Annotated in this window: 12 protein-coding genes (1 of these 12 only partly in view); 10 read left to right on the top strand and 2 right to left on the bottom strand. The window is 41.0% G+C overall.

Going from position 1 to position 13,591, the window contains the following annotated elements; translation table 11 throughout:
- Nucleotides 1–325: 325 nt before the first annotated feature.
- From Q7J63_RS05505 to Q7J63_RS05480, 6 genes are all read left to right on the top strand, one after another.
- Entirely contained in the window at nt 326–1,195 is an 870-nt protein-coding gene (locus Q7J63_RS05505) for a glycerophosphodiester phosphodiesterase family protein (RefSeq protein ID WP_304884592.1), read from the top strand.
- Nucleotides 1,196–1,367: 172 nt separating this feature from the next.
- Complete coding sequence (locus Q7J63_RS05500; protein WP_304884590.1) at nt 1,368–2,534, top strand: hypothetical protein; 1,167 nt, start codon at nt 1,368–1,370, stop codon at nt 2,532–2,534.
- A gap of 167 nt (nt 2,535–2,701) precedes the next feature.
- The gene (locus Q7J63_RS05495) at nt 2,702–3,697 is read left to right on the top strand and encodes an adenosine kinase (protein ID WP_019596906.1); all 996 of its coding nucleotides are present in this window, start codon (nt 2,702–2,704) and stop codon (nt 3,695–3,697) included.
- Nucleotides 3,698–4,046: 349 nt separating this feature from the next.
- Nucleotides 4,047–5,375, top strand: coding sequence for a pitrilysin family protein (locus Q7J63_RS05490; protein ID WP_026333522.1), 1,329 nt, complete (start codon nt 4,047–4,049; stop codon nt 5,373–5,375).
- Between the two features lie 28 nt (nt 5,376–5,403).
- Nucleotides 5,404–7,449, top strand: a complete 2,046-nt coding sequence (locus Q7J63_RS05485) for a pitrilysin family protein (RefSeq protein ID WP_304884586.1) — start codon at nt 5,404–5,406, stop codon at nt 7,447–7,449.
- 72 nt (nt 7,450–7,521) lie between these two features.
- Nucleotides 7,522–8,274, top strand: a complete 753-nt coding sequence (locus Q7J63_RS05480) for a peptidase, M16 family protein (protein ID WP_304884585.1) — start codon at nt 7,522–7,524, stop codon at nt 8,272–8,274.
- A gap of 52 nt (nt 8,275–8,326) precedes the next feature.
- Here Q7J63_RS05480 and Q7J63_RS05475 read toward each other — a convergent pair whose 3' ends face one another.
- Together Q7J63_RS05475 and Q7J63_RS05470 are read right to left on the bottom strand one after the other, a co-directional pair.
- A complete protein-coding gene (locus Q7J63_RS05475; protein WP_026333523.1) occupies nt 8,327–8,770 on the bottom strand; it encodes a DoxX family protein in 444 nt (147 codons plus the stop codon).
- Nucleotides 8,771–8,874: 104 nt separating this feature from the next.
- Nucleotides 8,875–10,545, bottom strand: coding sequence for a M61 family metallopeptidase (locus Q7J63_RS05470; protein ID WP_304884583.1), 1,671 nt, complete (start codon nt 10,543–10,545; stop codon nt 8,875–8,877).
- Between the two features lie 139 nt (nt 10,546–10,684).
- On the opposite strand from Q7J63_RS05470, the gene rpmH reads away from it, so the two are divergent.
- The 4 genes in view from rpmH to tsaB are tightly spaced (at most 46 nt apart) and all read left to right on the top strand, a layout consistent with a single transcriptional unit that may run on beyond the window.
- Nucleotides 10,685–10,843 carry a 50S ribosomal protein L34 gene (gene rpmH, locus Q7J63_RS05465; RefSeq protein WP_019596913.1) on the top strand — a complete coding sequence of 53 codons (159 nt, stop codon included), beginning with the start codon at nt 10,685–10,687 and terminating at the stop codon, nt 10,841–10,843.
- Nucleotides 10,844–10,889: 46 nt separating this feature from the next.
- Nucleotides 10,890–11,267: a ribonuclease P protein component gene (gene rnpA, locus Q7J63_RS05460; RefSeq protein WP_304884581.1), complete on the top strand. Its 378-nt coding sequence runs from the start codon at nt 10,890–10,892 to the stop codon at nt 11,265–11,267.
- A gap of 15 nt (nt 11,268–11,282) precedes the next feature.
- Nucleotides 11,283–12,947, top strand: coding sequence for a S41 family peptidase (locus Q7J63_RS05455; protein WP_304884767.1), 1,665 nt, complete (start codon nt 11,283–11,285; stop codon nt 12,945–12,947).
- A 24-nt stretch (nt 12,948–12,971) separates the two neighbouring features.
- Nucleotides 12,972–13,591 carry the 5' portion of a tRNA (adenosine(37)-N6)-threonylcarbamoyltransferase complex dimerization subunit type 1 TsaB gene (gene tsaB, locus Q7J63_RS05450; protein WP_304884579.1) on the top strand. It continues 70 nt past the right edge of the window, so the window shows 620 of its 690 coding nt (coding positions 1–620); its start codon is at nt 12,972–12,974; its stop codon lies beyond the right edge, outside the window.

Here is a 13,591-nt window from a genome sequence, read left to right as displayed (position 1 = left end):
GAAAATAATTTTAATCCGAGTGATGCATTGGCCTTCCTAATGGGGCTTGAAACGGAAAGAAAATCAGACTGTTTGGAGGATAACGGATTTTAGCGATTTGGTGAAGTCAAAAACTGTAAACAAAGACTGTTTATTAAGTAAACTCAGACTGGAATAGAATTGGCAATACAGAATACAAGTTTAAAGGCCAGGTTCTACGCGCTGACTGGAAGGAATTGGACAAAGAAATAGTAAAACTTATTTTGGGACTTTGAAAAATAACAATTTTATAAAGTCCCTAGGTTGATTATTTAAGGAGACAATGACTAATTTCCCAAAAAAAGACATGAAAAAATTGACTTTCATTTTTCTAATCCTGTTTCCCATGATTTCACAGGCGCAATTTTCTTACGATCTCCAGGGCCATCGAGGTGCCAGAGGCTTAATGCCGGAAAACACCATTCCTGCGATGATCAAAGCCTTGGATTTGGGAGTGACCACTTTGGAATTGGATTTGGCAGTAACCAAAGATGGGGAAATCATCGTTTCCCACGAACCTTGGATGAATCCTTTGATTTGCCTCACGCCAGAAGGAGCGCAGATCCCTGCGGGGGATCATGGTCACAACATTTATAAAATGACTTTCTCGGAGGTGTTGAAATATGATTGTGGATCGAAAACTCATTCAGGTTTCCCAAAGCAAGTCAATTTCAATGTCGCCAAACCAAAACTGGCAGACTTATTTGAAGCCGTCGAGAAATATGTAAAAGATTTTGGACTGCCTCAACCCAATTACAATATTGAGATCAAAAGCCAACCGGATGGAGATGGGATTTACCATCCAGTGCCGCGGGATTTTTCCGATAAGGTTTTTCAATTGATCAATGGTAGGATCGATTGGGAAAGAATCAATATCCAATCTTTTGATTTTAGGGTGTTGCAGTATTACCACAAAACTTATCCAGAGGTCGTTTTGGCCATGTTGGTGGAGGACGCCTCCAAATCATCCGAGCAGCTCCATGAACTGGGTTTTCAACCCCAGATTTATTCCCCCTACTTCCCAAAACTCACATCAGAGGCAGTCGCTGCAATGCATAAAAAAGGAATGAAAGTCATTCCCTGGACCGTAAATACCACCGAACAGATGGAAGCCCTTTTGGATATGGGCGTGGATGGTATCATTACGGATTATCCGAATTTGACTCCGAAGCGATAGTTTTATGGTATAGGGTATTTAGTATGTGACCTTCAGGTTTAGATTCATCGCCTGCATCGACAACCCTCAACGCACAGACCAAGTACCAAATACTTTTTTTCCACACCGGCTCTCTCCCTTGGCGCCCTGAATTAATCTCTCTATTTTTGGCCATTCAAATATATAAATGTCCATGAGGGTACTGGAAGTCATCAGTAAAAAGCAAGAAAGAGAGTTTTTGGACATGGCCATAAGGCTGTATAAAAACGAGAAAAACTGGATCAGACCTTTGGATAAAGATATTGAAGGCATCTTTCAACCTGAGACCAATAAACTTTTTAAGCAGGGGGGGAAAGCCAAAAGATGGTTGCTGGTAAATGATTACGGAGAAACGATAGGAAGAATCGCTGCATTTGTCCATCCAAAATGGAAAGAAAAGCAACCAACGGGAGGAATGGGTTTTTTTGAATGTATAGCGGATCAGGCTGCCGCTTTCTTGCTTATGGATACTGCCAAGGAATGGTTGAAAACGCAGGGAATGGAAGCCATGGATGGTCCAGTCAACTTTGGGGAAAGGGACAAATGGTGGGGGCTTTTGGTCGATGGTTTTTATCCCCCCAATTATAATATGCCGTGGAACTTCCCCTATTATCAAGCGTTTTTTGAAAATTATGGGTTTCAGATATATTTCAAACAATATACCTATATGAGACCCGTGAAAGGGCTCGGTTTTGATCCCAAAATGATAGAGCGGGCCAATAAAATATTGGCAGATCCCGATTTTGAATTCAGGCACATGCAAGGAAAGGAATTGTCGGAAAAGGCGCCTGAATATTTTATGGAGGTCTACAACAAGGCTTGGGCGAGACACATGGGCAAATCCTTGGTACTTAAGGAAACCAAATTCATGTTTGCGAAAATGAAACCCATTATGGATCCTAGATTGATTTATTTTGGATTTCACAAAGGTGAACCCGTTTCTTTTTTCATCAATATTCCAGAAATCAACCAGATTTTCAAATTTGTGAATGGCAAAATGGATTTGATCGGAAAATTAAAGTTCCTTTGGAACAAGACTTTCAATCCGCCTGACAAGATGCTTGGATTGGTATTTGGCGTCGTCCCTGAAGTTCAGGGCATGGGCGTGGAAAGTGCGATGATCATGCAGTACAATAAAACCTTTGCCAGTCAGGATCATTTCTCATACAAAACCATTGAAATGAATTGGATCGGTGATTTCAATCCGAAAATGATGCGCGTCTGTGAGCAGCTCAACGCCGAAATCTATAAAACGCATCACACCTACCGTCTCCTTTTTGACAGCAGCAAACTCTTTGAAAGGCATAAAATTTTTGAATGATTAAATAAAAATGAAAATGAAGGCTCGGGAGATTTTCAACAATTGGGGTTGTCACATGAATGGAAACCCCCAACTGGACTTTTGAACACCTCACCGAATTTGGCGTTGGATAGCTGGCGACCGCGTGCCAAGATGAATTGAATACCGAAAATTAAATAGATATAAACATGAAAAAATACGATGTAACGGGCATAGGAAATGCTTTGGTAGATATAGAGTTCAAAGTGAAAGATCAATTTTTTGTGGATTACAAGGTTGAAAAAGGCTTGATGACATTGGTGGACGAAGAGCGCCAAAATGCGCTGATGGAAGTGATCGATACTGAGGAAGCAAAAAAACAATGTGGAGGTTCTGCTGCCAATACAGTTATTGCCGTCAGTCAGTTTGGTGGGAATTCCTTTTATTGCTGCAAAGTGGCCAATGATGAGTTGGGGCATTTCTTTGTTCAGGACATGAAAGATTCCGGCGTAGACAACAATCTTGTTTCAGACAATCTTGCCGAAGGCATCACCGGAAAATGTTTGGTGATGGTGACCGAGGATTCAGAGCGTACGATGAACACCTTTTTGGGCATCACACAGAACTTTTCCAAGGCGGATGTCAATGAAGCTGCGATCAAGGATTCCAAGTATTTGTTCATAGAAGGTTATTTGGTCACCTCTCCCAATGGGAAAGAGGCGATGGCCCATGCAAAGAAAATCGCAGAAGCGGCTGGGACAAAAGTTGCGCTGACCTTTTCCGATCCGGCCATGGTCAAATACTTCAAGGCAGGTTTTGATGATGTGATTGGACCCAGCGTAGACTTGCTTTTTGCCAATGAGGAGGAAGCCATGATCTTTACAGAAAAGGATAATATTCTGGAAGCCAGAGAAGAACTGAAAAAAGCGGCAAAACACTTTGTCATCACCCAAGGAAAGAATGGGGCGATGATTTACGATGGGGATACTTTTATCGATATCGAACCCTACAAAACCACGGCGATTGACAGCAATGGAGCAGGGGATATGTTTGCAGGAGCCTTTATGTATGGCATTACCAATGGACATTCCTATGCTTCCAGTGGAAAACTTGCGTCCATGGCCAGCTCCAAAATCGTAAGTCAGTTTGGCCCACGGTTGAAGTGGCACGAAGCCAAAGAAGTTTTGACCAGGTTGACACCATGAGTTCAAAACCCTTTCCGATCTTGAAAATCGGGAAGGGTTTTGTTTTTTTAATGCTTTTTTTCAAGCATTTCTGAGAAGAGTGATGGGATTATTTTTTTTAAGAGAGCATTCTCAAGTATATCCGCGTACCCCAGAATCGAATTTTTTAATGTTTAGGGGGAACTAATCTATATTTAAATATAAATTAGTTCCCAAGTTTGTTTCTTTTGATTATTAATTATATTTTTCCAACCCTTTTTAGAGATTCATAAATAATTGGTTGTTTTTGGTGCCCTCTGCAAAACCTTTACCCTATGAAAATGTGTTTAACTAAAAAGCCGAATCAAATCCAAATTCAAATAGAACCAATATGAGAAAGTTTACCTTTTTAATGTTGTTGACCGGACTGACAAGTCTCTCATCAATCGCTCAAAACAAAATCGAGTTCAAGGAATTTACCTTGGACAATGGACTGCATGTGATTCTCCACCAAGACAATACGACTCCGATTGTAGCCACATCAGTATTGTATCATGTTGGCTCCAAAAATGAAAATCCAGAGAGAACTGGATTTGCCCATTTTTTCGAACACCTACTTTTCGAGGGAACAGAAAACATTGGCAAGGGGGAGTATATGTCCAAGATCGAGTCGATCGGCGGCACCCTCAATGCATTCACCTCAAATGACATTACGTATTATTACGAAATAGTACCTTCCAACCAACTGGAAACTGCGATTTACATGGAAAGTGAGCGGATGCTCCATCCCAAAATTGATCAGGTTGGCGTGGATACACAGCGTGAGGTGATCAAGGAGGAAAAGCGTCAGTCTTATGACAACAGGCCTTATGGCACCATTCTTCCCGAAACGATGAAACGTGCTTTCCTTACACACCCCTACATGTGGCCGGTGATCGGATCCATGGAAGGTTTGGATGCAGCGAAGCTGGAAGAATTTATGGCGTTCCACAAAGCGTATTATGTCCCCAACAATGCAACATTGACCATTGCAGGGGATATTGATTATGACCAAACAGAAGAATGGGTGAAGGCTTATTTTACTGAAATTCCTAAAGGACCCAGCGAGTTTTACAGGCCGAATGTGAAAGAGGCAGTGAAAACTGCTGAAGTTAGGGATATCGTGTATGACAACATACAAATTCCAGCGATTATCCAGTCTTACAATCTTCCTCCCAAAAACCACCCGGATTCTTATGCAATGTCCATGCTTTCTACCTATTTGACAGGAGGGAAATCTTCTTTGATGACCAAGGAATTGGTGGACAATCAGCAGAAAGCACTTGCGGTAGCAGCCATTCCTTTGGATTTGGAAGATGGCGGCGTGTTTTTGATGTATGCAATTACCAATATGGGGGTGGAACCAAAAGATTTGGAAGCCGAAATGGATGGTTTATTGAAAAAAGTACAGGACGAAGGGATTTCTGAAAATGACTTCCAAAAACTCCAGAATATCATAGAAAACAATTTGGTCAGCAAAAACAGCTCCATGGCTGGAATTGCTCAGAATCTTGCAGAATCAAGATTGTTCTTTGGCGGAACCGATTACATCAACAATGAATTGAGTTTTTTCAGGGCAGTGAAAAGAGAAGATCTCCAGAGAGTAGCCAAACAATACCTCAATCTCGATGGAAGGGTAGTACTTTATTACCTTCCAAAATCCGCTCAACCAGCCGAATAATTTTTGATCCTTTTAAAATAAGAGAAACATGAAAAAGATATTGCTATATTTTATTATGAGCTTGATGATTCCTGCGGGAATGGCTCAGGTTGATAGGTCGACTTATCCAGAAGCTGGTCCAGCCAGGGAAATCAAATTAGGGGATGCTGAGTCCTTTACCCTGAAGAATGGCTTGAAGGTATTTGTGGTTAAGAACTCAAAACTTCCTCGCGTAGCTTTCTCTTTGGTGTTGGAGCGTGACCCGATCTTTGAGGGGAATAAAGCCGGTATGCTGGGATTGGTGGGAGAAATGATGACTGCTGGCACATCGAACAGGACGAAAGACCAACTGGATCAGGAAATCGATTTCATCGGTGGTTCGTTGAGCGCCAGTGCCAATTCCATTTTTGCCTCCTCCTTGAAAAAACACCAAGGAAAAGTGTTGGAACTGATGTCGGATGTCTTGTTCAATCCGATTTTTCCACAAGAAGAATTGGACAAATTGAAAAAACAATCCATCTCCGGCTTGGCAACAAGCAAGGACGATCCAAATTCGATATCAAGAAGATTGAGTGCTGCCTTGGTTTATGGAAAAGATCATCCGTATGGAGAGTCTGAGACAGAAGCCACGATCAATAACATCACGGTGGAGGATATCAAAGGATATTATCAGACTTATTACAAGCCCAACATTGCATACTTGGCCATCGTGGGAGACATCGATGAAAAAGAAGCAAGGAAATTGGTAGAACAATATTTCAGCAAGTGGAAAAAAGGAGAAGTGCCAAAGAAAACGTATGCCAAACCTGCCTTACCTGAAAAAAATCAGGTGGCATTGGTAGATAGGTCTGCGTCAGTACAAACCGTCGTTAACATTACCTATCCCATGGAAATGAGATTGGACAATCCTGAGTATTTGACCACAAGGGTGTTGAATTATATCTTGGGCGGAGGATCTTCTTCAAGGCTTTTCTTAAATCTAAGAGAAGACAAAGGATATACCTATGGTGCCTATTCCTCCATCGGAGCGGATAAATTGGTAACCAGTTTTTCTGCAAATGCCAGCGTTAAACAAACTGCGACCGATAGTTCCATTCATGAAATGATTTATGAAATCCGGAACTTGGCCGATAAAGGGATTACCCAATCTGAATTGGAAACAGCCAAAGCCAATCTAAGTGGTTCATTTGGAAGATCACTGGAGAGTCCTTCCACAATCGCCAATTTCGCCATCAACACGGAGAGATATAAATTACCGAAGGATTTCTATACTACCTACCTACAGAGATTGAATGCGATCACCATAGAGGATGTAAATGCTGCCGCAAAAAAACACCTTAAACCTGATAACATGTATATCACCGTTGTCGGCAATGGAAGCGAAATCAAAGACAAGCTGACGGCTTTCGGAGAAATCAAAACATTCACCAATATGGGGGAACCTGAAAAGGAAATGCAAATGGCAGATGCGGAAATGACCGCCAGTAAAGTCATCGACAATTATATCACAGCAATCGGCGGAGAAGAAAATCTAAAAAAGATCAAGACTGCAAAAATTGAATCTTCCGCAGAGATCCAAGGAATGAAATTGTCGTTTTTATTCCTTTATGATGAGCCAAAAGCGGCTTTCAACCAAAAAGTAATGATGATGGGTAACGTTGCCTCCAATACAACCATTAAGGATGGAAAGGCCGTGATGTCCGCAGGTGGACAAACTCAGGAGTTGACTGACGAGCAATTCGAGGCTGCAAAAATGGGGATGTTTATTTTTCCAGAGCTCCATTTTGAAGATCTAGGATACAACATAGAATTAGATGGTATCAAAGATGTGGAGGGAGAGGAAGCTTACAAAGTCATTGTCACTAATCCAACCGGTTCAAAACAAGTGAATTATTACAGCGTTGCCACGGGTTTGAAAATCAAAAATGAGAATGCTGAGGCGGGTGATTCCTCATTTGGGAGCTATGAAGAAATTCAAGGGGTAAAATACCCGATGGAAACGGTCATCAAATCCCCGATGATTCCTGTTCCCTTGGAAAGTAAAGTTGAAAAAATAGAATTCAATGTTGCCATTTCTGGTGAGGAAATGAATTAAAGAAAAACAAAAAGAGGGTCTTGGCCCTCTTTTTGTTTTTCCCATCGAACAATTTAAAACAAATCAACATTCATGAAAAAACTTGGTTTATTCGCAACAATATTGACAGTAGGAGCACTTCAGGTCTCTGCAATGGCTGGCACTGAGGCCATGGAAAGCAAAAAATTTACTTCAAAAACCGAGACAAAATTAAAGATTAGGGAGATAGATCCATCAGAGGTAATTGCAAAATACTTGAAGGCTGTTGGAGGAAAAGAAAAAATTGCAAAAATCCTGAACTCGGTAAGGGTCATGGAAGCGGATTTTCAAGGAAATACAATTTTGATCAAAGGAATCAGTGATCAAGAAAACAGTCGCATGATCCAAGAGACCAGTGTAATGGGAAATGTGGTCCAAAAAACCGTCGTTGTCAACGGTGTGGGAACAATCTCAGCAATGGGGCAGGAGCAGGCGATCACTGAAGAAATGATGCAAATGATTAAATCCCAGATGTACCTTTTTCCAGAGGAGCATTATAAGGAAATGGGATTTGGCTTGGAAATCAGGGGTACCGAAACCATAAGCGGGGAAGATGCCAATGCTCTTGTCATCACGTTTCCAAATGGAATGAAGATCATGGAATATTACAGTGTAGCCAGTGGTTTGAAACTGAAAACGAGTTCTGATGCAACAGGTGACATCGATTATTCAGATTACCAGGAAGTGGATGGGCTGTTGATCCCAATGACACTGACTATCAAAAATGCAATGCTGCCAATTGCTTTGGAAGGCAAAGTGACTTCTATCGTTTTCAATCAGAAATTGACGGATGCGGATTTTAAATAAGTTTGAAAACATATTAAGAAAAAAAGGCTTTCCATTTCCGGAAAGCCTTTTTTTATGCATTAGGATGGGTTTTCATCCAATGGTCTACGGAGTATTTACCCGATCCATAGACAAGGAAAACAATCAGAAGTAGTAGGATAACCAGTGAAATTTCAAATTCAAGGTTGTTTCCCAAGGAAAGAAATCCCTGTTGGATATTGACAAAAAAGACAGCAAAAAAAAGTATAGGCAATTGAAATAACACCGCCAACCTGGTCACAAGACCGAGGGCTATCAAAATACCACCCACCAAATGTGCAAAAGCAACATAGTGCGCCAATGCCATATTAAAAAACGCTAAATCTGCCGTTTTTGAAATCCCAATCAATGCATCAGTGTCGGAAATAAACAAGATACCCTTATAAAGGATAAATAAACCCAAGGCAATGCGGACATAATCTATCCAAATAGGATGATGCTTGTCCGCCCATTTTTCGATTTTGGCTACAGCATCCATTTTTTTCAATTGATTTATTGTACATTTCAATTTACTAAAAATTGGAATGAATTGCCAATTATTTATTTATAATCATCAGTATAACAATGTATTATGTCCTTTTCTTAGGGCTTCCACATTTCTTGATACCCAACTTTATCCGGAGCCATCAAGGAATAATTAGGAAAATACAAAGTGGGATCTTTTTTCAAATCGACATTGATTATTCTTCCCCATCTCAAAAGGATCAGGGTTACTTCTGAAGGTTCGTGGGTGATCTCTGCTGAAAATTCAATTCCGTTGAGTTCCAAAATTTTGTCACCGAGCATTACCTGATAGTAGGCTTTCGATTCCGGGTGTACCTCGATGATTTTACCGGAGGGATCGAATTTAATTCCATACCGATGGACAAGGAAGTCTGAGTTGTATTCTTGAATCACCTTGACACCAATGCCCGCCAATAATTTTTCAAGGGTATTGAAAAAGTCCTCTTTGCCATAAACAAAAGACTGGAAAAAGTTTTGGATTGAATTGTTTCCGGCGGAAAATTTCTTGGTGATCAGTTCTTCATAGTCGTTTAGTGTGTACCCCAATTGGGTTTTACCATAATTCAACCACATTTCTTTCATGATTTCTTCGATCGAGGATCCCTCACTGACCAGCATCAAATCCAAACAGAGGGTAATCAAAGCACCCCGGTTATAAATATTGACTTTCTTATTCGGGATACCTGGCTTGTAGCCGTCTACCCATAGATCAAGACTTGATTCCACTATTGATTGGTTTTTCCATCCCAAGCCATCGAATTCCCGCTGGATCTGTTTTTCCAAAATAGCGAGGTATTCGGTTAGACTATAATACCCCGATTTAAGGAGCATCAAGTCACCCATGTAGGTCGTAACGCCTTCCAAGACAAGTCCGGTGTCAAGATAGGTTTCTTTAGAGAGATCAAAGGGGAGGAGCTCCTTTGGCCTGATCCGGCAGACATTCCAATAATGATAAAGCTCGTGCGAACTTACTCCGATAAGTTTGTCTAAATTATTCTTTTCCTTCAGGCTTTCTGCAGGCCCAAAGGTGATGACTGTGCTCATGGCATGTTCTACGCCATGGTAGTGTGGATAGGGGAGCAATTGAAAGATGAAATGATAGTCTTCGGAAGGGAATTCGCCAAAGGCAAGGATTTGTTTTTGAGTGAAGGCCAGGAAAATGGCAATGAGACCATCCATATCAAAATGGATTTCACCTTGAAACCACAAGTGGAAAGTGGTATGGGCGATTTTATATTGGAAATGTTTTAAATTTTCGCTTGCGAGTAAGGGACTATCGATTAAATTTTGGAAATCCGTAGCTTCGAACTTGAACCCCTCTCTGTTGGGCATAGACGTGGCTACCTGAAAACTTTCGGGGATCTTGAGTTCGATGGTGATGTTTTCCATCTTCCTTTGCAAAACTTCAAAGGCACAATTTGTGAAATTCAAATACAATTGAACATCATCTGACCAGCTGCCTCCAGCATCCATCTGATTGGCATAAAATTCATAGATGATTTGGTAAGTGCCCTTTTCATCTGCCCTGAATTGCCATAAATCCTTTGTGGGCTTGTTCCATGCGATATCCTTTCCTCTGAATTTCACCTGAAAACCCCGAATTTTTTGAGCATAATTGGCCATTTCGTATCTTCCCGGTCTCCAAGCAGGCAGCTGAAGGTCTAAGGTTTCATGATCCAAACAGGCAAGAGAAATCTCGATTTGGATAAATTGAGAGGCTACAGATTTTCTGGAAATCAAATAATGCATGTATCTTTGTTTTTGGGATTCAAACAAAAGTAATCGACTGGTTTGTAAATAAAAAAAACCTATCTATCTTTGCAGTCCTTTTCGGGGTAGATCCCATAAAGCGAATTAAGAAACAAACATATTATTAAAGGATATTGTCATGAAAAGAACATTTCAGCCTTCTCGCAGAAAAAGAAGAAACAAGCACGGATTTAGAGAAAGAATGTCTACAGCAAATGGTAGAAGAGTAATCAAAGCCAGAAGAGCAAAAGGAAGACACAAACTTTCCGTTTCCTCCGAAAAAACGCTGAAGAAGTAATCCATTGCATTATATTTCGTATTTTTAATACGTGAAAGTAAATGCAATGAATTACAAACTTCCCAAGAATGAGAGAGTACATTCGAAAAAGTCTATTAAGGAACTTTTTGACAAAGGTTCCTCTTTTTTTTTATATCCCTTCAAGGTACTCTACCTTGATCAATCAATAATTGAAAACGGAACCCATCAGGTACTTTTTTCCGTTTCAAAGAAGAAGATTAAAAAAGCTGTCCACAGGAACTTCGTGAAGAGAAGGGTAAAGGAAGCCTATAGGCTCCACAAGCACCTTTTGAATCACGAATCAGAGCAAAAGAAATTAATTGCTCTGATTTACGTTTCTACCGATAAGTCCAGCTTTGAAATCATCCAGTCAAAAATTCAGAAAATTTTGAAAAAACTGCAAACATTGGGACATTCCTCTTGATTCTAAAAGAATATGATGAAATTAAAAAACAAAACGGTATTGGTCCTGCTCGCTTCGGTTTTGACGCTGGGGCTTCTTTTTTCATTTTCCAACAAAGACGACAAGCTTTTTTCCATTGCCAAAAACCTGGATATCTTCGCTTCATTGATTCGGGAGCTTGATTCCTATTATGTGGACGAAATTGATCCCGAAAAATTGGTCACGGTTGGAATCGCGGCAATGCTCGAAGAATTGGATCCTTATACCGAGTTTATCCCCGAAGAAAATTCGGATGACTTTAGGTTGATGACCACAGGGGAGTATGGTGGCGTAGGTGCGCTGATCGGTAATCGCACCGGTATAAATATGATATTGATGCCCTACAAAGGTTTCCCGGCACAAGTAGGTGGGCTGAGAATAGGGGATGAGATTCTAATGGTTGACACAGTAAATGTCAGGGAAAAGTTAACCTCTGATATTTCTAAACTTTTGAAAGGCCCTGCCAATACACCTGTAATGGTGGAGGTGAAAAGAGGCGATGATACGCTTTCGGTAAATTTGACAAGAAAGAAAATCGTCATCAGCAATGTCCCCTACTATGGGAAACTTGATGAGCAGACAGGTTATATCAAACTGACAGACTTCACCACCAATGCTTCAGCAGATGTAAGAAAAGCCCTAATCGACTTGAAGTCGCAGGGGATTACCCGATTGGTACTCGATGTAAGGGACAATCCCGGTGGGATCCTAAAAGAGGCCGTCGAAATCGTCAACCTTTTTATCCCCAAAGGAAAAGAAGTGGTGAAGACCATCGGAAAGCTTGAGAGTGTCAACGCTGTCTATAAAACCACAAAAACACCCCTGGACAAAGACATTCCATTGGTGGTTCTCATCAATGAAAGGAGTGCATCTGCGGCGGAAATCGTAGCGGGGGCATTGCAGGATTATGACAGAGCAGTGTTGATAGGAAGGAAAACTTTCGGTAAAGGTTTGGTGCAGACGAGTATTCCCCTTTCGTATAATTCCCAGGTGAAAGTGACAACCGCTAAATATTATATTCCAAGTGGCCGTTGTATCCAAGCCATTGATTATAGCAATCGGGATGAGAATGGCAATTCGATTGCCATTCCTGACTCCTTGAGAAAACAGTTCAAGACCAAAAATGGGCGGATTGTACTTGATGGCGCTGGTATCGAACCAGACACCAAAGTAGAATTGAAATCCTATTCACCTATTGCCTATAGCTTGGTGGCCAGAAACCATGTATTTGATTTTGGGACTGAGTTTTTCAGAGCCAACAAAGAAATCGCTTCACCAAGGGAATTTGAGATTACCGACAAGATCTACGACGGATTTATCAAGTCTCTCGAAGGAAAAGAATATGATTATACCACATACGTGGAAAAAAGTATCGAGGACCTTGAAAAGTACGCCCAAAAAGAAAAGTATTATGACGAAATCAAAGTCCAAATTGAAGACTTGAAGAAGAAGGTCAGTCACAGCAAGGAACAAGACTTAGTCACTTTCAAACAGGATATTAAAGATGCTTTGCTGGAGGAAATCGTTTCTAGGTATTATTTTCAGGAAGGTATCATCGAAGCATCGTTGCGAAAAGATGCTGAGGTCGAAAAATCCTTGGAGGTTTTAAACGATCGATCAAGGATGACCAAATTGTTGATTGCTTCAAACAGGAGTAAGTAAGATTTTGGAATCTTAATTTCCCAAATGGCTTTAATTTTATCTATAGAAACCGCTACAGCGGTCTGTTCAGTTGCCTTACATGAAGATGGTCATCTGATGGCGCTCCATGAGCTCCATCAAGATAATGTTCATGCCAGAAGTTTGATGGGGCTGGTGCGGAATGTGTTTGAGCAAGCAGGCCTTGAGAAAACAGCCTTGGATGCCGTAGCGGTTTCCTCTGGTCCAGGTTCTTATACTGGTTTAAGGATAGGGGTCTCTGTTGCCAAAGGTTTGGCTTATGCCTTGGACAAACCCATAATTGGTATTGGAACGCTTGAAGCACTTGCCTTTAGGGCCATTCCTTTTTCTGATTCAACGGACACCATCATTCCAATGCTGGACGCAAGAAGAATGGAAGTGTATGCTTTGGTAATGGATGGTCTTGGGGACACCCTCATCTCCCCTCAGCCTTTCATTTTGGAGAGTAATCCTTTTATGGAATACCTGGAAAAGGGGAAGGTGTTTTTTTTGGGTGATGGAGTACCTAAATCCAAAGAGATCCTTTCCCATCCAAATTCGCGATTTGTCCCACTTTTCAATTCTAGCCAATCCATCGGTGAATTGGCATACAAAAAATTTCTGAAGGCTGATTTTGAAAGCTTGGC

Origin of the sequence: Rhodonellum sp., assembly GCF_030656585.1 — a bacterium.
Classification (GTDB): domain Bacteria; phylum Bacteroidota; class Bacteroidia; order Cytophagales; family Cyclobacteriaceae; genus Rhodonellum; species Rhodonellum psychrophilum.
This window is presented reverse-complemented; position numbering and strand designations above follow the sequence as displayed.

Bases quoted from the DNA above. Each gene is read 5' to 3' on its own strand.
- Q7J63_RS05495 (WP_019596906.1), top strand. From the start codon at position 2,702: ATGAAAAAATACGATGTAACGGGCATAGGAAATGCTTTGGTAGATATA.
- rnpA (WP_304884581.1), top strand. From the start codon at position 10,890: ATGAATTACAAACTTCCCAAGAATGAGAGAGTACATTCGAAAAAGTCT.
- Q7J63_RS05470 (WP_304884583.1), bottom strand. From the start codon at position 10,545: ATGCATTATTTGATTTCCAGAAAATCTGTAGCCTCTCAATTTATCCAA.
- Q7J63_RS05490 (WP_026333522.1), top strand. From the start codon at position 4,047: ATGAGAAAGTTTACCTTTTTAATGTTGTTGACCGGACTGACAAGTCTC.
- Q7J63_RS05505 (WP_304884592.1), top strand. From the start codon at position 326: ATGAAAAAATTGACTTTCATTTTTCTAATCCTGTTTCCCATGATTTCA.
- Q7J63_RS05480 (WP_304884585.1), top strand. From the start codon at position 7,522: ATGAAAAAACTTGGTTTATTCGCAACAATATTGACAGTAGGAGCACTT.
- Q7J63_RS05475 (WP_026333523.1), bottom strand. From the start codon at position 8,770: ATGGATGCTGTAGCCAAAATCGAAAAATGGGCGGACAAGCATCATCCT.
- Q7J63_RS05455 (WP_304884767.1), top strand. From the start codon at position 11,283: ATGAAATTAAAAAACAAAACGGTATTGGTCCTGCTCGCTTCGGTTTTG.
- rpmH (WP_019596913.1), top strand. From the start codon at position 10,685: ATGAAAAGAACATTTCAGCCTTCTCGCAGAAAAAGAAGAAACAAGCAC.
- Q7J63_RS05485 (WP_304884586.1), top strand. From the start codon at position 5,404: ATGAAAAAGATATTGCTATATTTTATTATGAGCTTGATGATTCCTGCG.
- Q7J63_RS05500 (WP_304884590.1), top strand. From the start codon at position 1,368: ATGAGGGTACTGGAAGTCATCAGTAAAAAGCAAGAAAGAGAGTTTTTG.